The organism is Cryobacterium sp. 10S3 (assembly GCF_034344045.1).
Lineage (GTDB): Bacteria > Actinomycetota > Actinomycetes > Actinomycetales > Microbacteriaceae > Cryobacterium > Cryobacterium glucosi.
In genome coordinates this window covers 3,026,888-3,049,507 of the sequence record NZ_CP133773.1, presented here as the reverse complement: position 1 = coordinate 3,049,507, position 22,620 = coordinate 3,026,888, and the positions used below count along the sequence as shown (strand labels likewise).

Annotated in this window: 22 protein-coding genes; 16 read left to right on the top strand and 6 right to left on the bottom strand. The window is 70.3% G+C overall.

Features of this window, described 5'->3' with window-relative positions; translation table 11 throughout:
* Positions 1-210 precede the first annotated feature (210 nt).
* Both RHM57_RS14175 and RHM57_RS14170 read left to right on the top strand, forming a co-directional pair.
* Entirely contained in the window at positions 211-606 is a 396-nt protein-coding gene (locus tag RHM57_RS14175) for a hypothetical protein (protein ID WP_134559037.1), read from the top strand.
* A gap of 150 nt (positions 607-756) precedes the next feature.
* Positions 757-1,419: a response regulator transcription factor gene (locus RHM57_RS14170; RefSeq protein ID WP_134449949.1), complete on the top strand. Its 663-nt coding sequence runs from the start codon at positions 757-759 to the stop codon at positions 1,417-1,419.
* 120 nt (positions 1,420-1,539) lie between these two features.
* Here the strand turns inward: RHM57_RS14170 and RHM57_RS14165 are convergent, their stop codons facing one another.
* Positions 1,540-2,346, bottom strand: coding sequence for a Bax inhibitor-1/YccA family membrane protein (locus RHM57_RS14165; protein WP_134449950.1), 807 nt, complete (start codon positions 2,344-2,346; stop codon positions 1,540-1,542).
* A 77-nt stretch (positions 2,347-2,423) separates the two neighbouring features.
* Positions 2,424-2,999 (bottom strand): hypothetical protein, encoded by a 576-nt coding sequence (locus tag RHM57_RS14160; RefSeq protein ID WP_134449951.1) that lies wholly within the window; start codon positions 2,997-2,999, stop codon positions 2,424-2,426.
* Positions 3,000-3,035: 36 nt separating this feature from the next.
* Here RHM57_RS14160 and RHM57_RS14155 point away from each other — a divergent pair, with 36 nt between their 5' ends.
* From RHM57_RS14155 to RHM57_RS14115, 9 genes are all read left to right on the top strand, one after another.
* Positions 3,036-4,064 (top strand): glycerophosphodiester phosphodiesterase family protein, encoded by a 1,029-nt coding sequence (locus tag RHM57_RS14155; protein WP_134449952.1) that lies wholly within the window; start codon positions 3,036-3,038, stop codon positions 4,062-4,064.
* 114 nt (positions 4,065-4,178) lie between these two features.
* Positions 4,179-6,659, top strand: a complete 2,481-nt coding sequence (locus RHM57_RS14150) for an ATP-dependent helicase (protein ID WP_322189866.1) — start codon at positions 4,179-4,181, stop codon at positions 6,657-6,659.
* Complete coding sequence (locus RHM57_RS14145; protein ID WP_322188402.1) at positions 6,659-7,711, top strand: FUSC family protein; 1,053 nt, start codon at positions 6,659-6,661, stop codon at positions 7,709-7,711. The genes RHM57_RS14150 and RHM57_RS14145 overlap by 1 nt, the downstream gene beginning before the upstream one ends.
* Before the next feature lie 80 nt (positions 7,712-7,791).
* A complete protein-coding gene (locus RHM57_RS14140) occupies positions 7,792-9,231 on the top strand; it encodes a ferric reductase-like transmembrane domain-containing protein (protein WP_241987497.1) in 1,440 nt (479 codons plus the stop codon).
* Positions 9,228-9,764: an FMN-binding protein gene (locus tag RHM57_RS14135; RefSeq protein ID WP_198413388.1), complete on the top strand. Its 537-nt coding sequence runs from the start codon at positions 9,228-9,230 to the stop codon at positions 9,762-9,764. Before RHM57_RS14140 ends, RHM57_RS14135 begins: the two co-directional genes overlap by 4 nt.
* 125 nt (positions 9,765-9,889) lie before the next feature.
* Entirely contained in the window at positions 9,890-11,293 is a 1,404-nt protein-coding gene (locus RHM57_RS14130; RefSeq protein WP_241975337.1) for a ferric reductase-like transmembrane domain-containing protein, read from the top strand.
* The gene (locus RHM57_RS14125) at positions 11,290-11,862 is read left to right on the top strand and encodes an FMN-binding protein (RefSeq protein WP_241975336.1); all 573 of its coding nucleotides are present in this window, start codon (positions 11,290-11,292) and stop codon (positions 11,860-11,862) included. The genes RHM57_RS14130 and RHM57_RS14125 overlap by 4 nt, the downstream gene beginning before the upstream one ends.
* 39 nt (positions 11,863-11,901) lie before the next feature.
* A complete protein-coding gene (locus tag RHM57_RS14120) occupies positions 11,902-12,714 on the top strand; it encodes an FAD:protein FMN transferase (RefSeq protein ID WP_241984992.1) in 813 nt (270 codons plus the stop codon).
* A gap of 164 nt (positions 12,715-12,878) precedes the next feature.
* Positions 12,879-13,157, top strand: coding sequence for a hypothetical protein (locus RHM57_RS14115; RefSeq protein WP_134449955.1), 279 nt, complete (start codon positions 12,879-12,881; stop codon positions 13,155-13,157).
* Positions 13,158-13,254: 97 nt separating this feature from the next.
* Here the strand turns inward: RHM57_RS14115 and RHM57_RS14110 are convergent, their stop codons facing one another.
* Entirely contained in the window at positions 13,255-13,734 is a 480-nt protein-coding gene (locus RHM57_RS14110) for a MarR family winged helix-turn-helix transcriptional regulator (protein ID WP_134449956.1), read from the bottom strand.
* Positions 13,735-13,867: 133 nt separating this feature from the next.
* On the opposite strand from RHM57_RS14110, the gene RHM57_RS14105 reads away from it, so the two are divergent.
* Together RHM57_RS14105 and RHM57_RS14100 are read left to right on the top strand one after the other, a co-directional pair.
* A complete protein-coding gene (locus RHM57_RS14105; protein WP_134449957.1) occupies positions 13,868-14,509 on the top strand; it encodes an NADPH-dependent F420 reductase in 642 nt (213 codons plus the stop codon).
* A gap of 88 nt (positions 14,510-14,597) precedes the next feature.
* Positions 14,598-15,200, top strand: a complete 603-nt coding sequence (locus tag RHM57_RS14100) for a DUF6518 family protein (protein WP_134449958.1) — start codon at positions 14,598-14,600, stop codon at positions 15,198-15,200.
* A gap of 2 nt (positions 15,201-15,202) precedes the next feature.
* Here the strand turns inward: RHM57_RS14100 and RHM57_RS14095 are convergent, their stop codons facing one another.
* Together RHM57_RS14095 and RHM57_RS14090 are read right to left on the bottom strand one after the other, a co-directional pair.
* On the bottom strand, positions 15,203-15,604 hold the full coding sequence (locus tag RHM57_RS14095) for a DUF3054 domain-containing protein (protein WP_134449959.1): 402 nt from the start codon (positions 15,602-15,604) through the stop codon (positions 15,203-15,205).
* A gap of 15 nt (positions 15,605-15,619) precedes the next feature.
* Positions 15,620-16,330: a VIT family protein gene (locus RHM57_RS14090; protein ID WP_322137182.1), complete on the bottom strand. Its 711-nt coding sequence runs from the start codon at positions 16,328-16,330 to the stop codon at positions 15,620-15,622.
* Between the two features lie 173 nt (positions 16,331-16,503).
* Here RHM57_RS14090 and RHM57_RS14085 point away from each other — a divergent pair, with 173 nt between their 5' ends.
* Positions 16,504-17,385, top strand: coding sequence for an EamA family transporter (locus RHM57_RS14085; RefSeq protein WP_322188400.1), 882 nt, complete (start codon positions 16,504-16,506; stop codon positions 17,383-17,385).
* 142 nt (positions 17,386-17,527) lie between these two features.
* Here the strand turns inward: RHM57_RS14085 and RHM57_RS14080 are convergent, their stop codons facing one another.
* Positions 17,528-20,254, bottom strand: coding sequence for a hypothetical protein (locus tag RHM57_RS14080; RefSeq protein ID WP_322137183.1), 2,727 nt, complete (start codon positions 20,252-20,254; stop codon positions 17,528-17,530).
* A gap of 201 nt (positions 20,255-20,455) precedes the next feature.
* Between RHM57_RS14080 and sucC the strand changes: the two genes are divergently transcribed.
* Together sucC and sucD are read left to right on the top strand one after the other, a co-directional pair.
* Positions 20,456-21,625 (top strand): ADP-forming succinate--CoA ligase subunit beta, encoded by a 1,170-nt coding sequence (gene sucC / locus RHM57_RS14075; RefSeq protein ID WP_134449962.1) that lies wholly within the window; start codon positions 20,456-20,458, stop codon positions 21,623-21,625.
* A 13-nt stretch (positions 21,626-21,638) separates the two neighbouring features.
* On the top strand, positions 21,639-22,526 hold the full coding sequence (gene sucD, locus RHM57_RS14070) for a succinate--CoA ligase subunit alpha (RefSeq protein ID WP_134449963.1): 888 nt from the start codon (positions 21,639-21,641) through the stop codon (positions 22,524-22,526).
* The last annotated feature ends 94 nt before the right edge of the window (positions 22,527-22,620 follow it).

Here is a 22,620-nt window from a genome sequence, read left to right as displayed (position 1 = left end):
CTCCGGGTGGCGATCACCGGAACGTGACAGCTGTCATGGGGCAGCGGTGACAGGAGGGACTTCCGGCGTCGTGGCATCCGCGTGAGGATGAGTGGGAAGCGTCGACGGGAGCCGTTTCGGCTCTCCGTCGTCTCCCGCGGAGGCCTCCTCGCGGCGGCAGCCGGCCGGGCATTCCGGTCGGGGCGTCGTCCCCGGACGAAGGTGACGCCCATGGATTCCACGGTTCCGGAAACACGCGGGTTCGATGATGAGCCGCGCTCGCCGGGCGCTGCGCCCCGGAGCGTCCCTGCCGAGGAATCCGCACCGCGGCACCGCATCCACTCCGACGGCGATGAGATCGCCGCGGAGGCCATCGTCCTGTTCCGGAACGCCGCGGCCCGGCCGCGCGTCGAAGCCGTGTACACCGGCGCGGACGGCTGGGTCGACGTGCCGGGACGCGCCGTGTTCACCCGTGCGCTCGCGGATCACTACCGGCAGGCGGGCGTCGCGATGGTCCGGTTGGCCTGGCGGTTCCGCACCCGCACCTTCTCGATGAGCCGGGCGACCGCGCGGCCCGGCGGGCCGGACGGGCAGTGGCGCGTCGAGGCTTCGTCCTCCCCGCACTGACCGCCCGGGCGTTGGTCGGGACTTCTGGGCAGATCTCCACCCCGTTCGGGGGGTTTTTCGCTGTCGGTGTTTGCTAGAGTCCATACGCGACCTTCCACTTCACAACTGCCGTGATCGCGGGCAGTCGTCCGACGTCGGGAGGGGGCAGGGATGAGCTTCGACACCACCCAGCCCGCACTTCCCGCACCGGTGAAGGGGCAGGGCTCGCAGATCCGGGTGTTGCTCGTCGAGGATCACGTCCTCCTGCGCACGGCGCTCCAGGCCGTCTTCTCGCTCGAAGCCGACATCGAGGTCGTTGCCGCGATCGGCGACGGCGCCGAGGTCCTCTCGACGGTGCGCCGGACCGCTCCCGATGTCATCGTCCTCGACATCCACCTGCCGACGATCGACGGCCTGGGGCTGTTGCCGCTGATCCAGGCCGCCGACCCGCGGGTGAAGGTGCTGCTGCTCGCGAGCCATCCGCGCCCCGGTGACGTCCGCCGCGCCATCCAGGGCGGCGTGGACGGCTTCCAGCACACGGACCTCGCCTCAGAGCGCCTGATCGCGGTCATCCGGAAGATCCGGGCCGGCGAACGCGTGGTCGACCCGCAGCTCGCGATCAACGCGATGATGCACGGAGAATCACCGCTCACCGCGCGGGAGACCGAGGTCCTTTTCCTCGCGGCGGGGGGACGGAGTGCCCCAGAGGTCGCACGCGCCCTGCACCTGAGCCCTGGGGCCGTCCGGAACTACCTCTCGGCGGCATCCGCCAAGCTCGGGGCGAGCAACCGGTCAGAGGCGATCCGCATTGCGACAGACAAGGGCTGGATCTGAGCCGGCCTCCGGCTCTGCGACCCCTGCCTTAACGACGTGAAGTCGGAGATCTTCCTGACGAAAATCTCCGACTTCACAGTGTGTGCGGCGATGTCCTGCTCTCGCCAGGGTGCGAGCGAGCTAGTTTCGCGAGATCGCGAAGAGGCGGAGCAGCTCGACGTAGAGCCAGACGACAGTCACCATGATGCCGAACGCGCCGGACCAGCCGTACTTGCGGGCGACCCGGTTGTTGACGCCACGCTGGATGAAGTCGAAGTCGAGCACGAGGGAGTACGCGGCCATGAGCACCGCGAGGATTCCGATCGCGACGCCGAGCGGGATGCCGAAGATCTTCACGTTGCTGCTGAGGCCGAACGGGCTGTCGACGGCGCCGAAGGCGACGAGGCCGAAGTTGAGCATCGAGAACACGAAGTAGCCGACCATCGCGATCAGGAAGACCTTGGTCGCGCGCTTCGAGGCGCGGATCTTGCCGCTTGCGAACAAGGCGAGGGTCACACCGACGACCACGAGGGTCGCGAGCACGGCCTGGACGACGACGCCAGGGTAGATGGCCTCGAAGATGTACGAGATACCGCCGACGAAGAGGCCTTCCGCTGCGGCGTACGCGAGGATCAGGCCCGGTGACGGCTCCTTCTTGAAGGCGTTGACCAGGCCGAGCACGAGGCCGGCGATCATGCCGAGGAACGGCAGGAACGGCATCGTGGGAGTGAGCAGCCAGCTGGCCGCTGCTGCGACGAGCAGAAGGGCGAAGCTCAGCGTGGTCTTCACGATGGTGTCTTCGTAGGTCATCCGGCCGGTGTCCTGCGAGCCTGCGGACGGCGCTTCGTAGATGCGCTGCAGGTCAGCTTCGGTCAGGCCGTTCGCTGCCGCGGATCCTTGTGCGGCAAAGGCGGGATTGCGCGAGAATGCGGGGTTTGAGGATGCCATGTTCCTAAGATCTCAATCAGCTCGGGTATTGTCAACGCCGGGGATCCGGCACTACGCCGGTGGGCGTTTCTGAGAGTCTATTCAGCCCTGCTGGGCGTCTGCCTTGTAGATCCTGAGGGGTTGTCCCCGGTGTCGCCTGTTCCGGCCGTTTCGCCGGCCGGCGGCGGATTGAGCCGCGCCCAGCGTCGCCGTGCGAGAGCGCGGGCGACCCACGCCGCGGCGATCACGGTCACCGAACCGGCCACGTCTCCGACCCAGTTCTGCGACGAGTTGTGCAGCGACAGCTTGAGGGCGAAGCTCACGACGACGGGGGCGAGCAGCACGAGGTAGCTGATCCCCGGCCGGTGCCGCACGAACAGCCAGCACGCGAGGAGTACGGCGAACGCGCCGGTGAAATCGGGGCCGGCCAGGAGCGTGAGCGCGGCGATTTCCGCGGGGAGGATCACCAGCAGTCGCCGCCAGAGGGCCCCGGGCAGCGCGAGCCAGCCGAGCAGCTGCACGGCGGGCCCGATGGCGAGGAAGAAGAGACTGTAGGTGCTCGTGAGGTTCGTCGCGGCAACGCCGAGGGCGATGGCAGAGACTCCGAGCGTGAGGCGGGCGCGATACACCGCCGGCGAGTGGCGCCGGGTGTCGGGTTCCCTCCAGAGTGTCATGGCTTCGAGTCTGCCAGCAGCGCGTATGGTCAGGGAATGCAACCGATCGTGATCGGTCACCGCGGGGCGAGCGGTTACCGGCCGGAGCACACCCGCGGCGCCTATGAGCTCGCGGTTGCCCTCGGTGCGGACGCGGTCGAACCCGACGTCGTCGTCACCCGCGACGGCGTGCTCATCGTGCGTCACGAGAACGAGATCTCCGCGACGACGGATGTTGCGGCCCATCCCGAATTCGCCGCTCGCCGCACCCGGAAGGTCATTGACGGCATCCGCATGACGGGCTGGTTCACCGAGGACTTCACCTGGGCCGAGCTGCGCACCCTGCGAGCTCGCGAACGGCTGCCGGCACTCCGCAAGGCCAGTGCGTCCTTCGACGGCCGATTCCCGCTGCTGCGGTTGCGCGACGTGTTCAAGCTCATGGACCGGGTGTCCAGCCGGGCGAGGCGCCCGGTCGGCGTCGTCGCCGAGATCAAGCACGCGAGCTATTTCGAGTCGATCGGCCTCCCTGTCGACGAACTCTTCGCCGCCGAGGTGAACACCGCCGGCTGGAACGCCGGCGACGGGCGGCTCACGATCGAGAGTTTCGAACGCACCCTGCTCGACCAGGTCTACGCACGCGGCATCTATGGGAAGCGGATCTTCCTGCTCGAGGCGACGGGGAAACCGGCCGACCAGGTGCGCCTGCTCGGCCGCTCGGCCCCCGACTACGCGGACTACCTGACCGACCAGGGCCTCTACGGGCTGAGCGGTCTCGTCGACGGCGTCAGCGTGCCGAAGTCGCTCGTCCTCGAGATCGGGGCGGACGGACACGTCACGGGAGCTTCCGATCTCGTCGACGCCGCCCACGCCGCCAACCTCGAGATCTACTGCTGGACGCTGCGCCCGGAGAACGTGTTCCTTGCGAAGACCTTCCAGCGCGGGCGGTTCCGCGCCGACTTCGGCGACTGGCAGACCGAGTTCCGCACCATCATGGGCACCGGGATCGACGGGGTCTTCGCCGACCACCCCGACCTCGCCGTGGCGGTCCGTGACGAACTCGCCGCAGAGGCCCGCGAAGACCGCTGACCCGGGCGGCCGCCGGTCGACGTGCCTCCGGTCGACGTGCTGCCGGCAACGCCGGCATGCGGCCGGGTGCCCCTGCCGGTGTCAGGGGCACCGCTTAGACTTGGAGGCGAGATGATGACGCCCTTCGACCCGGACAACACCCCCGCACGCACTTCTTCGGCAACGCCGATAATCCTGGACGGCTATGGCGACGGCTACGGCCCCGGCCGCCCCGATGGCGAGCCCGGCCAGCGGCAGAGTCCCCTGCTCGACGGGCTCAACCCGCAGCAGCTCGAAGCCGTCGAGTACCGCGGGCCGTCCCTCCTCATCATCGCGGGTGCGGGCAGTGGCAAGACGAGCGTGCTGACCCGCCGCATCGCGAGCCTGCTCGAGACCCGGGAGGCCTACCCGAGCCAGATCCTCGCGATCACCTTCACGAACAAGGCCGCCGCCGAGATGCGCGAGCGGGTCAAGGTCCTCCTCGGCGAGGGTTCAGAGGGCATGTGGATCTCGACCTTCCATTCCTCCTGCGTCCGCATCCTGCGTCGCGAGGCAGAGAGCGCCGGCCTCTCCTCGAGCTTCAGCATCTACGACTCCGCGGACACCAAGGTCACCCTCAAGCGCATCATCAAGTCGCTCGACGCCGACACGTACGGATTCACGCCCGGCAACGCCGCCGCGAAGATCTCCAAGCTCAAGAACGAGCTCGCCGACGTCGATTCCTACGCCCGCAACGCCAACCTCAGTGACCCGCAGGAGGTCATGTTCATCGAGATCTTCCGCCAGTACACGCAGCGCCTGCGTGCGGCGAACGCCCTCGACTTCGACGACCTGATCGGCGAGACGGTCTACCTGTTCCGCGCCTTCCCCCGCGTCGCCGCAACCTACCGGCGGCGCTTCCGGCATATCCTCGTCGACGAATACCAGGACACCAACCACGCCCAGTACTCGCTCGTACGCGAACTCACGCTACCCGTCACCGCAGAGCTCGCCGACGAACTCGAGGCGACCGGCGTGCACGTGCGCAACCTGCGCGAGCCGACTGGCGGCATCCCCGGTGCCTCCCTCACCGTCGTCGGCGACTCCGACCAGTCCATCTACGCCTTCCGCGGCGCCGACACCCGCAACATCAGCGAATTCGAACGGGACTTCCCCGGCACGAAGGTCATCCTGCTCGAGCAGAACTACCGCTCGACCCAGAACATCCTCTCGGCGGCGAACGCCGTGATCGGCCACAACTTCGACCGCAAAGACAAGAAGCTGTGGAGCGCGGGCGGCGACGGCGAGAAGATCGTCGGCTACACCGCGTACAACGGTCACGACGAGGCCCAGTTCGTCGCGGACGAGATCGAGACGCTGCACGGGGCCGGCATGGCGTACCGGGACATGGCCGTGTTCTACCGCACCAACGCCCAGACCAGGGCGCTCGAGGAGATCTTCGTCCGCGCCGCCGTGCCGTACCGGGTCGTCGGCGGCACCAAATTCTACGAGCGTGCCGAGATCAAGGACGCGCTCGCCTACCTGATCGCGGTCGCCAACCCCGACGACGAGCTCGCCCTGCGGCGCATCCTGAACACCCCCAAGCGCGGCATCGGCCCCGCAACGGAGACCGGGCTCGGCAGCTTCGCCGAGGCCAACCAGATCAGCTTCCGCGAGGCGATGCGCGATTCCGCGTCCCTCGGACTCGGCCAGAAGGTCACCGGCGCGATCCTGCAGCTGGCCGGCGTGCTCGACGAGGCCGCCCTCAAGATCGACCCGGCGTATCCCGGCGGGCCGGTGAACGTCTCCGAGCTGCTGACCTTCGTGCTCGAGGGCAGCGGGCTGCTCACGGTGCTGCGCAACAGCCGCGACCCCCAGGACGAAGCGCGGGCGGAGAACATCGAGGAACTCGTCGCCCAGACGAAGGACTTCAACCGGGAGAACCCCGACGCCGGCCTCGTCGACTTCCTCACCCAGGTCTCGCTCGTCGCGGCAGCGGACGACCTCGACGACGCCTCGGGCACCGTCTCCCTGATGACACTGCACACCGCGAAGGGCCTCGAGTACGAAGCCGTGTTCCTGACCGGGGTCGAGGAGGGGCTGCTGCCCCACCAGATGTCGGCGAACGAGCCGGGCGGCCCCGCCGAGGAACGCCGCCTGTTCTACGTGGGCATCACCCGGGCCCGGCAGCGCCTCTACCTCTCGCTCGCGATGACCCGCGCCCAGTTCGGCGAGATCAACGTGGCCATGCCGAGCCGTTACCTCCAGGAGATCCCGGCCGCGCTGATCGACTGGAAGCAGTCGCCCGGCATGGCCAACTCCCGGAACGGCACCCAGTCGCGTGCGCTCAATCGCAGGGACGGCTTCGGCGGCGGCTTCAACTCCACCCGCAGCGGTTTCAGCGAGCTGCCGCCCGCCCCGAAACCGAAGACCGAGTGGGCGAACGCCGTCACCCAGGTCCGCGACAACGGCGACCTCGAGCTCGCGGCCGGCGACCGGATCCGGCACTCGAGCTTCGGCGACGGGCGCGTCAACCAGGTCGCCGGCGAGGGCACCAAGCGGGTCGCACACGTCCAGTTCGATACGGCGGGCGCAAAGAAGCTCCTGATCAAGATCGCGCCGATCGAGAAGATCTAGTGTCGGAGGGACTCCTCGAACGGGTGCGTTCGCTGCGCGCGCTCGACATCGAAGTGGCCGTGCGAGCGAGCCTCGCGATGGCACTTCCACTGGTGCTCCTCGTGGTCTGGGGGCGCCTCGACTGGACCGCCTACGCGTCCTTCGGTGCGATGACGGCGCTCTACGGCCGCAACGACCCCTACCGGCTCCGTGCCCGCACCATCAGCATCGGCGGGGGATTCCTGCTCGTGAGCATCACCCTCGCGCTCATCGTGGCCATCGCCGGTGCGAGCCTTCCCCTCCTGACCGCCGGCCTGCTGTTCGTCGTGGCCGCCGGCATCCTGATCGCCGCGACCGCCGGGCTCGTGCCCGGCACCCCGCTGTTCTTCGTGTTCGCGTTCGCGGTCTGCGCCCAGGTGCCGACGCCCGCGGCGGAATTCGGACCGCGGCTGCTCGTGGCGGTGTGCGGTGCGGTCTTCGCCTGGTTGCTGACGATGTCCGGCTGGACGCTCCGGCGGCTCTCGGGGGACCGGTCTGCCGTGCTGTTCAAAGGTCTGCCGCGGCGGCCGCGCCTCTGGCCGCGGGCCGTCACCGATCCGCAGGTCTGGCTGGCGATCCTGCAGAACGTCGTGGGCGTGCTCATCGCCGGCGGTCTGGCGATCGCCGCCGGAATCGGGCACCCCTACTGGGCCGTTGTCGCCGTCGTCGCCGTGCTGCCGCCGCCCCGGGCGGCCCACTCGATCTCCCGGGCCGTGCACCGCGTGGTCGGGACCGCACTGGGCGTGGTCGTGACTGGCCTCGTGCTGTTGCCTGGGCCATCCGTCGCGTGGCTCGTGGTCGTGATCGCGGTCAGCCAGTTCGGCGCCGAGATCCTGGTCGGCAAGCACTACGGCGCCGCGCTGCTCTTCATCACCCCGCTCGCCCTCTCCGTCGTGCACCTCAGTAGTCCCGTTCCGGTGCCCGCCCTGCTCGTCGACCGCATCGTCGAGACCGCACTCGGGGCGGCGGTCGCGATCCTGCTCGTGCTGCTCTTCCGGTTCGGCTCCGGAAAGCGGACCGGCGCAGCAGCATAGGCGGCAGGTGAGGCGGATTTCATAGCCGGCACATAGGCTTCCGAAAGGCTCCCCATCGGAAGCGGCCCGATGCTCGGAACATGAGCCTCGACACCAGACCCCTGCGCCTCCAGCAGCGTCTCCCCGAGACGACGCACACCCGCCGTCAGCCCGCCCCACGCGTCAACCCGAACTACCCGAGACGGATGCGCCTCGCCGACACCCTGCAGGTGCTCTGCATCGTCTCGGTCGCGCTCGCCGTCGCCCTCTTCCTCGGCTCCGGTGGGGCCGCCCGCTTCGGCACCCCCGCGGACGCCCTCACCTCGATCGGCATCGTCACCGGCCTCGTCGGCACCGACCTGCTGCTCGTGATGACACTGCTCGCCGCCCGGCTGCCCGCGATCGACCGCGCCTTCGGCCACGACAGCGCCATGGCGCTGCACCAGTCCCTCGGCAAGCCGGCCCTCTACCTGATCCTCGCCCACGCGGTCTTCCTCATCATCGGGTACGCCCTCTCCAGCGAGGTCAACGTGTTCGCCGAAACGTGGAACATGCTCACCCAGATGCCGGACATGCTCCTGGCCTTCATCGCGCTCGGGCTGCTCGTGTTCGTGGTCGTCACGTCGCTCGTCATCGTGCGCCACAAGCTGCCATACGAGGTCTGGCACATCGTGCACCTGCTCTCGTACGTCGCCGTGCTCGCCGCACTGCCGCACATGCTGACCGCCGGTACGGTCCTCGTCGCCGGCTCGCCGCAGTGGTACTACTGGCTCGCCCTCTACGTCGCCGTGGCCGGATCTATCGTGGTCTACCGGGTGGTGCTCCCGATCGTGCGGTCGCTGCGCTCCCGGCTCGTCGTGGCCGGCATTGATCGTGAGGCGCCCGGTGTCGTGTCGATCCGCCTCACCGGCCGCCGGCTTCACCACCTGCAGGCGACCGCAGGCCAGTTCTTCATCTGGCGGTTCTGGACGCCCGGGCAGTGGTGGCAGGTGCACCCGTTCTCGCTCTCCGCCGCGCCGGCCCACAACTCCCTCCGGGTCACGGTGCGCGCCCTCGGCGACGGTTCGACCGACCTCGCCTCGGTGCCGGTCGGGACCCGGGTGAGCTTCGAAGGCCCGTACGGGTTGTTCACCGACCGGGCCAGGACGAGCCCGCGGATCGTGCTCGTCGCCGCAGGCATCGGCGTCGCCCCGATCCGGGCGCTCCTGGAAACGGCGACATTCGCGCCGGGCCAGGCGACCGTGCTGTTGCGCTCGCACTCCGTCGCGGACAGCTACCTCGTCGACGAGATCGCCGAGCTCTGCCGCGTGCGGGGAGCCGAGTTCCGGATCATCGCGGGCAAGCGTGCGCCCGGAGCCCACAGCTGGCTGCCCGGTGACGCCGTCAACGCGCGGATCTCCCTCAGAACCCTCGTCCCGAATCTCAGCGAATCGGACGTCTACATTTGCGGTCCACGGCGGTGGACCGACGAGGTCGTGCGGGATGCCCGCTCGGCCGGTCTACCCACGCAACAGATCCACTTCGAAAGGTTTGACTGGTGAGAAAACGAGCAGCGGCTGCGGCCGCAACAGCGTCCCTGTCCGTACTGGCAATCGGGTGGCTGGTCGGAACACCGGCCGTCGCCTCCCTGCAGAACACCCTGGGCGGATCCGCGACGGATGCGACGGTGTCTGCCGCCGCATCCGCCCCGGCCGTTTCGACCCCCACAGCCACGGCCACGGCGCCGGCGGTCGCCACCGCGACTCCGACCGCGACCGCGACGGCTACCCCGGCCGCGGCCGCCCCGGCGGCCGGCGTCACCGGAACCTTCACCGGTTCCGTCGTCGCCACTCGGTTCGGGAACATGCAGGTCTCCGCCACGATCGCGGCCGGCACGATCACCGACGTCACTGCGCTCCAGCTGACCGACAAGGATTCCAAGTCGGTCCAGATCAGCAACCGGGCCGCCCCCGTGCTCAAGGCCGAAGTGTTGAAGGCACAGTCCGCCGCGGTGGCGAATGTGAGCGGCGCGACCTACACGACCCAGGGGTACCTCACCTCGTTGCAGGCGGCGCTCGACGCTGCCGGGTTCTAGCCGAGGGCATCCGTTTCGCCGGGCAGAGGGGAACCTGTGAACTCGTGCAGCGCACATTGGCGACGCACAGGTTCCTCTCAGGTCCTCGATAGAGATTCATTGGATTCGCCGGGGATGCTCACCTTATGAGCCTCGACACGCGCGCACGCCCGCACCAAGCCAGGCCGCGCATCCACCCGAATTACCCGCGGCGGATGCGACTGGCCGACAGCCTGCAAATCCTCGCGGTGGTCTCGGTGGCGCTCGTCGTCGCGGTCTTCCTCGCCGACGGGGGAGCGGCCAGGATCAGCACACCCGCCGACGCCATCACGGCACTCGGAATCGTCACCGGGCTGGTCGGCACCGACCTCCTCCTCGTGATGATGCTGCTCGCCGCGCGGCTGCCCGCGATTGACAGGGCGTTCGGCCACGACAGCGCGATGGCGCTGCACCAGTCGCTCGGCAAGCCGGCGCTCTACCTGATCCTCGCCCACGCCGTGCTGCTCACCATCGGGTATGCGCTCGTGCAGCCCGCCGGGTTCTTCGACGAGGTCTGGATCATGTTCTCGTCGCTCCCGGACATGCCGCTGGCCTTCCTCGGGCTGGGCCTGCTCATCGCCGTCGTGGTCACCTCGCTCGTCATCGTGCGGCACAAGTTCCGCTACGAGGTGTGGCACCTCGTGCACCTGCTGTCCTACGTCGCCGTGCTCGTCGCGATTCCGCACCAGCTCAGCGTCGGCACCCTGTTCCGCGAGGGATCGCTGCAGCGCTACTACTGGCTCGCCCTGTATGCGGGCGTTGCCGGGTCCATCATCCTCTTCCGCTTCATCGTGCCGATCGTGCGATCGCTGAGGGCCCGCCTCACCGTGGTCGGAGTCGACCAGGAGGCCCGTGGGGTCGTCTCGATCCGCCTGTCCGGCCGGCAGCTGCGCAGCCTCAGGGCGAAGTCCGGCCAGTTCTTCATCTGGCGGTTCTGGACCCCCGGGTTGTGGTGGCAGGCGCACCCGTTCTCGCTCTCTGCCGCGCCCACCGGCTCGTCCCTCCGCATCACCGTCCGCGGGCTCGGCGACGCGTCTTCCACGCTCCCGCGCGTGCCCGTCGGCACCCGGGTGAGCTTCGAAGGCCCGTACGGGCTCTTCACCGACTTCGCCCGCACCTCGCCGCGGATCGTCCTGATCGCCGCGGGCATCGGAGTCGCCCCGATCCGCTCGCTTCTCGAGACCGCCACGTTCGCACCCGGGCAGGCGACCGTGCTCCTCCGGTCGAGCACCGTCGACGACACCTACCTCGTCGATGAACTCGCCGCCCTCTGCCGCGCCCGTGGCGCCGAACTGCGCATCATCGCCGGCAAGCGCGCCCCGGGAACCAGCAGCTGGCTCCCCGGCGACGCGGTCCAGGCCCGGATCACCCTCGCAACCCTCGTGCCCAAGCTCCGCGAGGCCGATGTCTACATCTGCGGGCCACGCAAGTGGACGGACGAGGTCGTGCGGGACGCCCGGTCGGCAGGCTTGCCGACCCGGCAGATCCACTTCGAAAGGTTCGACTGGTGAGGGCCCGCGCAGTCAGCCTGGCCACCCTGGCGTCCCTGTCCGTGCTCGCAGTCGGGTGGCAGGTCGGCGCCCAGGCGAACGCCTCGATGCAGGCGCTCTCGGCGCCGCAGGCCGCGCCCGCGACGATCCCGGCTCCGAGCGCCGGCCCGGCAACGCCGACGCCGGCCGCCTCAGCACCGGCAGTGTCCGGTCCGGCGACGACGTCTGCCGGTTCAACGACCACGGTGCCGACAGCGGCGGCGCCCGCTCCGGCCGCGCCTGCCCCTGCGGCGCCTGCCCCGGCGGCCCGACCGACGGGGACCTTCACGGGATCGTCCGTGCAGACCCGGTTCGGCCCCGTCCAGGTCTCCGTCACGATCGCCAACGGCACGATCACCGAGGTCACAGCCCTGCAGCTGACCAACGACGGCGGCCGCTCCGTCGCGATCAGCGCGCAGGCCGCCCCGATCCTCCGCTCCGAGGTGCTCTCCGCCCAGTCCGCGAAGGTCAGCAACGTCAGCGGAGCCACGTACACGACGAGGGGCTACCTCACCTCGCTGCAGGCTGCGCTCGACACGGCCGGGTTCTAGATCGTGCACCCGGCAGGGGGCGCCGCTAGCGTTGGCGTCATGGACGCGCAGACCTTCGAGACCATGGGCACCGTCGTGAGCCTCCGCATCGGCAGCACGGCACGCGGCGGCGCCATGCGTGACGGCGGCCTCGGTGACGGCGGGACCCGCGCCGTCACCGAGGCCGCCGCCCCGGACGCGGCCCTCGCCGCCGTCCGCACGGTCTTCACCCGCTGGGACGAGCGTTTCAGCCTGTACCGGCCCGACTCGGAGATCAGCAGGATCGCGCGGGGGGACATTCGTCTCACCCAGGCGAGCGCCGAGCTACGGGACTGCTACGCGATCGCGCTCGACTGGCGCGACCGCACGGACGGCGTATTCACGCCGCACCGCGCCGACGGCGTGCTCGACCTTTCCGGGGTCGTGAAGAGCCTCGCGATCGCGGAGGCGGGGGAGGCCCTGCGGGGTCTCGGACTCTCGGAGTGGTCGGTCAATGCGGGCGGCGACCTGCTCGTGAGCGGCGACCAGTCACCGGGCCAGGACTGGGTCGCCGGAATCGTCGACCCGGCAAGCCGGCATGAACTCCTGGCCTCCGTGCCGCTCGTCGCCCCGGTGCGGGCCGTCGCGACCTCGGGAAGTGCCGAGCGCGGCGAGCACATCTGGACCAGCGCGGGCGGCGGACCCTCGCCGTACCGGCAAGTCAGCGTGATCGGTCTCGACATCGTGACCGTCGACGTGCTCGCCACCACGATCATCGCGGGCGGCGAGGCGGCACTGGGCCGCAGCATCGAGACCTTCCCGATCGAGGTCCTCGCGGTCCTGCGGGACGGTTCGCTCGTCGCCACAGCCGGGCTTCGCTCCGGCCAGAGCTGAGCCGCAGGAGGGTTCCCGAGGGTTCCGGACGGTTCCGCACCGATTTCCACCGGTTGTGCACAGGGACGACCCGGCCCTTGTCGGTGGCGGGGCGGGAGCGTACCGTTGCTCGCGCGGGGGCACCCAGCGGGGGACGTCCCTCTTCCGACGAGGAGGCAGCCACAATGAGAATTGACCCGGACGGGCTCTGGCCACGGCGAACGGACTCCGGCAGCGACGGTCTCGACGAAGACCGCGACATCGACGACGTCGAGCTCACCCTCGAGGAGGACCTGGTCCCGGAAGACGACCCGGACGATGATCTCGACTGGTCGATCGACGCTGACGACCGCGTCGTCGACCAGGACGACGAGGACGAGGACGACCGCGGTGTCGACGAGCACAGCATCATCGACATCGATGATGCCGAGGAGTTCGACGACGTCGACGACTACGAACGGTAGACCGGGACGCACCGGGGACCGCAGAGCCTGAACCCGCCGTCCAGGCCGTGCCCGGCTCGGGCATGGCTGGACGGCGGCGGGCTCGGCGCGTGCCGGCTCAGCTCGGGCGGAGCAGGCGGTGGTCCGGGTCGAGGGTGCCGAGCAGGCTGCCGCAGATCTCGGAGAGTTGGCTGACCTGACCGGGCGTCAGGGAATCGAAGACGACCGAGCGCACCTCCTCGACGTGGCCGGGCGCGCTCGCGACGACCTTGGCCCAGCCGGCCTCGGTCAGCTGGGCGATCGAGGTGCGGCCGTCGCTCGGCGAGGCGCACCGGGTGAGCAGGCCCTGGACTTCGAGCCGGGCGATCACGTGCGACAGGCGGGACAGCGACGAGTTCGTGCGTGCGGCGAGCTCGCTCAGGGCGAGGGAGCGCTCAAAGCTCTCCGAGATCATCGCGAGCACGTAGTACTCGAAGTGGCTCAGCCCGGCATCCCGTTTCAGCTGCGTCTCGAGTCGCCCCGGCAGGAGCATGGTCACGGCCATCAGGCGCAGCCAGGCCTCGCGTTCGTCATCTGTCAGCCAGCGCGGTTCGGTCATGCCGAGAATTCTACCGGTTAACTTGACGGTTCAACTAAAGAGTCGTAGTCTTTAGTTGTTGCTTCAAGTAATTGTGACGGGAATCCCGCCGGAGGCAGCATCCATCTGACACTCTTCCGGAGGAAAAACAACTATGACGAACATCACGATCATCGGCAGCGGCAACATGGCTCGCGGCATCGGCACCCGTGCCGTCGTCGCCGGAAGCGGCCTCCAGATCCTTGATCGCGACCCGGCCAAGGCTGCGTCCCTCGCCGCCGAGCTCGGCGCCCAGGTCACTTCGGGCACTCTCACCAGCCCGCTCACCGGTGACATCGTGGTGCTCGCGCTCCCGTTCGACGCAGCCAAGGAAATCGTCACCACCCTCGGTGCCGCCCTGTCCGGCAAGACCGTGATCGACATCACCAACCCCGTCGACTTCAGCACCTTCGACTCCCTCGTCGTCGCCCCCGGCACCTCCGCCGCCGAAGAACTCGCAGCGCTCGCCGCGCCCGGAGTGACCATCGTCAAGGCATTCAACACGACCTTCGCCGGTGCCCTCGTCGCGGGCACCGCCGCGGGCCTCCCGCTCGACGTGTTCATCGCCTCCGACTCCGACGAGGCGAACGCGACCGTCTCCGCCTTCGTCACCGCCGCCGGCCAGCGTCCGATCGTCGTCGGCCCGCTGCGTCGTGCCCGCGAGCTCGAGGGCTTCCAGTTCCTCGTGATGACCCTGCAGGCCAACCCGGCCTTCGAGGACTTCAACTGGAACACCTCGCTCAAGGTGCTCGTCTAACCGATTGATCCCCGCCACAGCCAGCGCCCGCATCCGCGGAGCGCTGGCTGTGGCGTCTCTTGGCGGGTCGGGGACCTAGGCTGGGCCCGTGACCTCCCGAGACCCGTTGCCGAGGCGCCGGGCTGTCTGGTATCTCGTGGCTGCCGCCGCGGGAGTCACCGCCGGGGCGCTCGCCCGGCTGCTGTTCGCGGTGCTTCCCGCGCCCTGGGACACCCTCGCGAACACGAGCGCGCTCTGGGGCCTCGTGCCGTTCCTCGTCACCGCCGGGTTCCGGGTGCACGGCAGGGCCGCGGCCGGAGTCGGGGCGGTCGGCCTGCTGACGATGGTCTCCGTGTGGGTGCTCCTGGCGCCGCAGCCGGCTCCGCCGCGCATCCTGCTGCTGTGGGGCGCCGTCGGCGTCGCCGCAGGGGCGTTGTGCGGATGGGCCGGCGCGCTGGCCAGCAGCCCCCTCGCGGGGCAGCGGATCGTTGCCGCGGCGATCATCGGAGGGCTCGTCCTCGGCGAGGGCCTGTACGGCATCGTGCTCATCGGCGGCCCGCAGTGGTGGTGCGAGGCCCTTGCCGGAGCCGGGTTCGCCGTCGCCTGGGGCGTGACACTGCCGGAACGGATGCGCGCGCTCGGCGCCGCGGCGCTCGTCGCGGCCGCGCTGTTCGCGGCCTTCCTCGGCTACGACGCGATCGCGGCCGGCTGAGGCTACTGGACCTGCGTCGAGGCCCGACGACGTGCCTGGATCCGGCGCACAAGCACCGCGATGCCGCGCCAGCCGACCAGGAACAGACCGAGCACGATCGCCGTCACGACGATGAAGCTCGGCTGAACGCCCTGGCCGCTCACGACCCGGAGCAGCAAACCGCCCGCGACCGTCCAGAGCCAGACACCGAGCCCGGTGTAGACGATCCGCTGCGGGGCGTGCCAGGCGCGCATGATCAGCCAGCCGATCGTGAGGCCGCCGAGGAACGGCCACCAGGTCGCCAGCACGCCGAGCAGGTCCTCGCCGTGGCTCGCGCGGCCGATCGCCGCGAAGACGAGCACAAGGGCGGCGTCGATGCCCGCCGCGAGCAGAGCGGATGCTGGGAGCGTGCGTGGTGAGGACATGGCACCAGCCTACGGTCAGACCGAGGTGCCGATCAGGCCGCCGATCGCCCAGGTCACGCCGAGGGCGAGCAGGCCTCCGACGAGGACACGCGAGATCGCGCGGCCGCGGGGGCTGCCGCCGAGGTAGGCGCTCAGCCAGCCGGTGACCACGAGGGCGACCGCTACGGCCAGGAACGTGGCAGGCAGCCGCCACGCCGGCGGTGGCAGCAGCACAGCGAGAAGCGGCAGGATCGCACCGACGGTGAACGCGAGCGCGGATGCGAACGCCGCGTGCCACGGGTTCGAGAGTTCCTCGGTGCCGATGTGCAGTTCCACCTCGAGATGCGCGGCGAGGGCGTCGTGCGCGGTGAGCTCGTCGGCGACGCGTCGGGCCGTCTCCACGCTGAGCCCCTTGGCCCGGTACATCTCGGCGAGCTCGGCGAGTTCCTGCTCCGGCAGGTTGGCGAGCTCCCAGCGTTCCTTGGCGATCAGGGTGCGCTCGGTGTCGCGTTGGCTGCTCACCGAGACGTATTCGCCGAGGGCCATCGAGATCGCCCCGGCGAGGAGGCTCGCGACTCCGGCGATCAGGATCGCCGCGGAAGCCGGCGTGGCCGCGGCGACGCCGACGACGAGTGCGGCGACGGAGACGATGCCGTCATTCGCGCCGAGCACACCGGCGCGCAGCCAGTTGAGCCGTTCGGCGTGGCCGGGGGCGTGCGGTTCGATGCCGTGGTCGAGTTCAGTCATGCCGGAAGTCAAGCAGCCCCCGGGCTTTCGCGCTACTCGCGGAGGCGCGGGACCGCCCTGATCCTGTCGTCCCCCTGTCCGCCGTCCCGATCGTCCCCGCCCCGACCGTTCGTGGTGCGTCGATCCCGTACGTCGCATTGCCGCGCCGGGCCGTCGTGCTGGAGGATGGACTCGTGATCCTCGTGATCCTCGTGGTCGTGCTCACTCTCGCGTCCGCGCTGTCCTATGGCGTTTCGGACTTCTTCGGAACCCTCGGCGCACGGCGGTTCGGAGTGATGCCCGCGACAACCCTGACCTACCTGTGGGCGACGGTCGCGCTCGTCGCGGGCCTGTTGGTCGTGGGCGGGACCTGGTCGGAGGGCGCCGTGTTCTGGGGTGCGGTCTCGGGGGTGGCGGCTGTTGTCGGCTTCGTGCTGTTCTACCAGGCGCTCACCGTGGGTCCCGTGAGCGTGCTCTCCCCGGTGATCGGCCTCCTGGTCGCCGGTGTGCCGGTCGGCGTCGCGACCGTGGGCGGCACGCGGCTCTCTGGTGCGGCCTGGATCGCCGTCGGTCTCGCCCTCGCGAGCGCGGTGCTGGTGTCGACCTCGCGCCGCGACGGGAGCGTGCGGGTGTCCCGGCAGGCCTGGATCGTCGGTATCGGTTCCGGGATCGCGTTCGGCCTGTCCGTCGTCGCGCTCTCCTTCGCCCCCGGATCCGCCGGTCTTGTCCCGGCGTTCGTGGAGATCGCACTCGGTCTCCTGCTCCTCCTGGTGCTCGGGATGTGGCGCCGCAGGTCCGCCGGCCGGCGCCCGTTCTCGCTGGGTCCGCTTCGGTCGGCCGGGCCGCGCTGGATCGCCGGGAGCATGGTCGCCGGCGTGTTGCTCGGCATCGGGGACGCCCTCCTGCTCATCGCCCTGTACTCCGGCAACCTCGCCGTGGTCGGCGTGCTGGTCGCCCTGTATCCGGTTGCGACGATCCTGTTGTCGATCGCGGTCCTCGGGGAACGCCTCACGCTGCCGCAGTCCATCGGCGTCGGCACCGCCCTCGCCTCCTCCGCCCTCTTCGCGCTCGGCTGATCCCCGCATCCGCCCGCCGGGCCGACGACGGCTCCGGCCGAACGCGCCAGTTGCGCCGCTTCGCGCCAGGCATGCCTGGCGGGCACCGGCGCAACGGGCGCGCACGAGGCGGAAGGCCGCGCGGGCGGATGCGCGGCACAGGCTAGCCGGGAGGGGCGGTGCCGGCGAGGTCGGCGAGGGCGTCGTGGTACTGCCGGGTGCGGTAGTACTCTCCGTGGGTGCCGACCGCGCCCGTGTACCCGCTCGTATCGATCTCATCGGCGAACCGGTCGATCGGGTTGCCCGGCGCCCGGTTCGACCAGGCCGGGAAACCGAGCGGATCGGTCGCCCGCCACAGGCTGATCCAGCGCCGCACCGGCAACGCGGCAGCGGGCGAGGCCGCTTCCGGCACGGGCGGCGTCGCCAGCGCGTCGGCCAGCCACGGGTCCGTGCTCCACAGCCGGGGGCGCAGGCAGGGCAGGGTGCCGAGCACGTCCGGCCCGAGGATCTCGGGAAAGAACCGCCCGAAGTACGGCCGCACCTGCACGCCGAAGCTCAACAGCGTGACCCGGTCCCGCCGCGCCGACCAGTCCGGGTGCGCGGCGAGGGAGAAGAGGGCGGCGACCGCGACGACCGCGCCCATGCTGTGTGCTGCGAGCACGACCTCCCGCTGGCGCGGTGGTGTCCCTTCCTCCCTGCCGTCCAGCCACCAGAGCACCCGGCGGCAGACTTCGGGTACGGCCCGTTCGGTGTAGCAGGGAGCCCCGAGCGGATGCCCGGCGCGCGGCAGGAAACAGGCGAGGTCCCAGACGATCGCGAGCGGCCTCGTCGCCCGCCCGGGAGCCGGGGGGATGATGAGCCCGGCGAGGACGAGCACGGCGACGCCCGCCCATCCGGCCATCGACACGTCGAGCCACGCGAGCAGCCCGGGCGGTGCGGTGATGCCGCCGGTCGGGACGGACCCCGGTGCCGTTGCCGCGGCATCCGCCGGCAGCAGTCGGGGCACGACGGCGGTGAGAACCTCGGTCGCGAAGAGGGCGAGGAAGCCGGCCGAGGCGACGATCCCGGTGACCGGTTCGACGAGGTGCAGGCGAGCCGCGAGCGCGCGCTTGCGGTCGCGCACGGGGCGGAGCAGCGTCACGAGTTCGGCCTCGGATCCCGCCGGCATCGGGGTCTCGCCACCGGGGACGCCCGGGCCGTCGGGTCCACCGAAGCCGGGGTCTCCCGCGTGGCCGCCGGCCGCTCCCGCGGCGTCCGTTCCCGTACCGTCGCCGGACCCGGGCGAGAGGTCGTCCGGGCTCCACTCCGCGACGCGGGGGCCGACCCGGCGCGGCCGGATCAGGGCGCAGGCAACGGAGAGCGCCGCGACGGCGAGGAGCGCGAACGCGAGCCCGCCGAACCACGGGTACACGCCCGGCACGGTCAGGAGGGGCGTCGCCGGCGACCCTGCGGCATTCGTCGGCGCACCGAGGAGGGCGCTCGCACCGGCCCCGCCGTTCAGCCAGGTGCCGACCCCGACGGTGAGGAGGCTCGACAGGATGAGCCCGATGGCGAGCGCGAGGGTCAGGAACACGGCGGGCGCGAGGCCGTGCCACGCTTCGAACCGGAGCCGGCCGCGCGGGGCGGGGTAGCGGAACACGGCGCTCGCCACGACGCAGGCGAGCATGCCGCCGAGGAGTGCGAGCAGCGTGATCGAGGAGACCGGGGAGACGGAAGCAACCGCGGCTGCCGTGCCCTGGGCCGATCCGGGGGTCGCCGCCCCGTTGTCCCCAGGGGCGGGCGGGGCGAGCCCGAGGACGAGGAGCGCCGCGAGGTGTGTCACGATGCCGAGCAGCACGAGCGCGGTGTGCCACCGGGCGCCTGGAGTGCGCGCGATGGGCTCGACGGGAAGGGTGCGCGTGCAGACCGCGGTCACGAGGGCGGCCAGGAGCAGGGTCCCCGCGACCAGGAAGACGACGCCCGCCGCCGTTCCGGACGCGCCCGCGCGCACCCCGTCGCCCCCGCCGGCCAGGGCGGCGCAGGAGAGCAGCGAGGTGAGGCTCAGCCCGGCCGCGAGGTGGGCGAGCGAGAGCCGGTGCGTTTCACCGCGCCGATTCCAGAGGTGCGGGGACTCCAGCAGCGGCCGGGGCGTTTCGGCCGGCGTGCCGGGTCGCCCGTCCGCCGGGCGGGCGCCCGGTCGTGCCGCCGTTGGCGGCCGGGCGGCGAGATAGCGGTCGGCGACGTCATACCGCAGCCGCGCGCCGTTCGAGAGCTGCCAGATCCCGAGGATCATCGCGATCGGCGCGAGCGAGAAGACGGCCATCCGCTGCCCGGTCGTCCACGCGGCGAGGCCGCCGAGCGCGCCGGGCAGCCCGGAGCAGACCAGCGCCCCGTCGACGTAGCACTGCCGGGCGAGCAGGTCGATGCCGAGGTTCGCGACCGTCGCGACGAGCAGGAGCGTCAGCAGCACGCCGAACAGGCGGATGACCCCGGCCCGGACGCTGAGGCCGCGCGGCACCGCCTGGGTCGGGAGCCTCCAGCACCAGGCGGCAGCGTTGGCGATCGAGAACGGGAGCAGCAGGGCCCAGCCGATCCGGGCGAGTGCGGCGATGACCGCCCAGACCGGCCCGGCCCCACCGGGGGTGCTGCGCACCAGTCCGCCCCAGGAGTATGCCTCGCGGCGGATCCGGCGAGGGACGTAGCCGCGCTGCTCCGCGGCATCGGCTGCCCGGCGATGACGCCGGAGGGAATCTGGAGTCGGCGTCCAGAAGCTGCCGAGCACATCGCCGGCGGCGAGCTCGACCTCATCCGGCGGCAGGTCGAGCAGGGCGAACGGCGAGGTGTTGTTGATGCCGTGCACCCGCAGTTCGAGAACGTGCGGGGGAGCGGATGTCCTGAACGGTCCGGCCATGCGCGGTCCTTCCGGGCGGCGGGGGGTGTGGCTGGCATGGTACTGCCGTCCGGAAGGTTTGGCGAGGCAGGGGCATGTGGGACGCTAGAGTTTGAACTGGTCAGATTGTCTCGACGTCGAGCTACATTCGATGGCGGACGCTGTGCCGGCACACCCCTCGTACCCAGCAGGAACGCTAAGACGCGGATTGGACAAAGCAGCGTGGACCTTTACGAATATCAGGCAAGAGACCTGTTTGAGCAGTATGGAGTCCCGGTTCTGCCGGGCATCATCGCGGACACACCCGAGGAGGTGCGCGCCGCAGCGGAGAAGCTCGGCGGTGTCGTCGTCGTCAAGGCCCAGGTGAAGGTCGGCGGTCGCGGCAAGGCGGGTGGCGTCAAGGTCGCCAAGACCCCCGACGACGCCTTCGCGGCCGGCCAGGCGATCCTCGGACTCGACATCAAGGGCCACACCGTCAACCGGGTCATGGTCGCCGGCGGCGCGCGCATCAAGCAGGAGTTCTACTTCTCGGTGCTGCTCGACCGGTCCAACCGCTCGTACCTCTCGCTCGCGAGCTACGAGGGCGGCGTCGAAATCGAGGTTCTCGCCGTCGAGAAGCCCGAGGCGCTCGCCTATGTCGCGATCGACCCGAACCTCGGGATCGACCTCGAAACGGCCCGGCGCATCGCGGTCGAGGCGAAGTTCCCCGCCGAGCTCGTCGAGAAGGTCGCCCCGGTCTTCGTGCAGCTCTACAACGTTTTCAAGGGCGAGGACGCGACTCTCGTCGAGGTCAACCCGCTTGTCCTGACCGAAGAAGGCGACATCATCGCCCTCGACGGCAAGGTCACCCTCGATGAGAACGCCGGCTTCCGCCACCCGAAGCACGCCCTGCTCGAGGACGCGGCAGCCGCCGACCCGCTCGAGGCCAAGGCCAAGCTCAACGACCTCAACTACGTCAAGCTCGACGGTGTCGTCGGCGTGATCGGCAACGGCGCCGGTCTCGTGATGTCCACGCTCGACGTGGTCGCGTACGCGGGCGAGAACTTCGGCGGCGTCAAGCCGGCCAACTTCCTCGACATCGGCGGCGGAGCATCCGCTGAGGTCATGGCGGCCGGACTCGACGTCATCCTCGGCGACCCGCAGGTCAAGAGCGTCTTCGTCAACGTCTTCGGCGGCATCACCGCCTGCGACGCGGTCGCCCGCGGCATCGTCGGCGCGCTCGCCGAGCTCGGCAGCGCCGCGAACAAGCCCCTCGTCGTGCGCCTCGACGGCAACAACGTCGAGGAAGGCCGCCGCATCCTCACCGAGGCCAACCACCCGCTGGTCACCTTGGCCGCCACCATGGACGAGGGCGCCGCCAAGGCCGCCGAGCTCGCCTACGCCGCGAAGTAAGGGATTTTCGAACATGTCTATCTTCCTCAACAAGGACTCCAAGGTCATCGTCCAGGGCATCACCGGCGGTGAGGGCACCAAGCACACCGCCCTCATGCTCAAGGCAGGCACCCAGGTCGTCGGCGGCGTCAACGCCCGCAAGGCCGGCACCACCGTCGTGCACGGCGACGTCGAACTGCCCGTCTTCGGCTCGGTCGCCGAGGCGATCGAGAAGACCGGGGCGGATGTCTCGATCGCCTTCGTCCCACCGGCCTTCACCAAGGACGCCGTCATCGAAGCCATCGACGCCGAGATCCCGCTGCTCGTCATCATCACAGAGGGCGTCCCGGTGCAGGACTCCGCCGAGTTCTGGGCATACGCCAAGGCCAAGGGCAACAAGACCCGCATCATCGGGCCGAACTGCCCCGGCATCATCACGCCGGGCGAAGCGCTCGTCGGCATCACGCCGGCGAACATCACCGGCAAGGGCCCGGTCGGCCTCGTCTCCAAGTCTGGCACCCTGACCTACCAGATGATGTACGAACTGCGCGACCTCGGCTTCTCGACCGCGATCGGCATCGGCGGCGACCCGATCATCGGCACCACGCACATCGACGCCCTCGAGGCCTTCGAGAACGACCCGGAGACCCTCGCGATCGTGATGATCGGCGAGATCGGCGGCGACGCGGAGGAGAAGGCGGCGGACTACATCCGGGCGCACGTCACCAAGCCCGTCGTCGGCTACGTCGCGGGCTTCACGGCGCCGGAGGGCAAGACCATGGGCCACGCCGGGGCGATCGTCTCCGACGGCGCAGGCACCGCCCAGGGCAAGAAAGAGGCCCTCGAGGCCGCAGGGGTCAAGGTCGGCAAGACGCCGAGCGAGACCGCGACCCTGCTGCGCGAGGTTCTCGCCGCACTGTAGACCGGCATCCGCTCGCAGAGCCAGAAGAGGGGGCCCGCCATCACGGCGGGCCCCCTTTTTTTCGCGCGTCACGGCGGGGGCGCGCGGGCCGGTC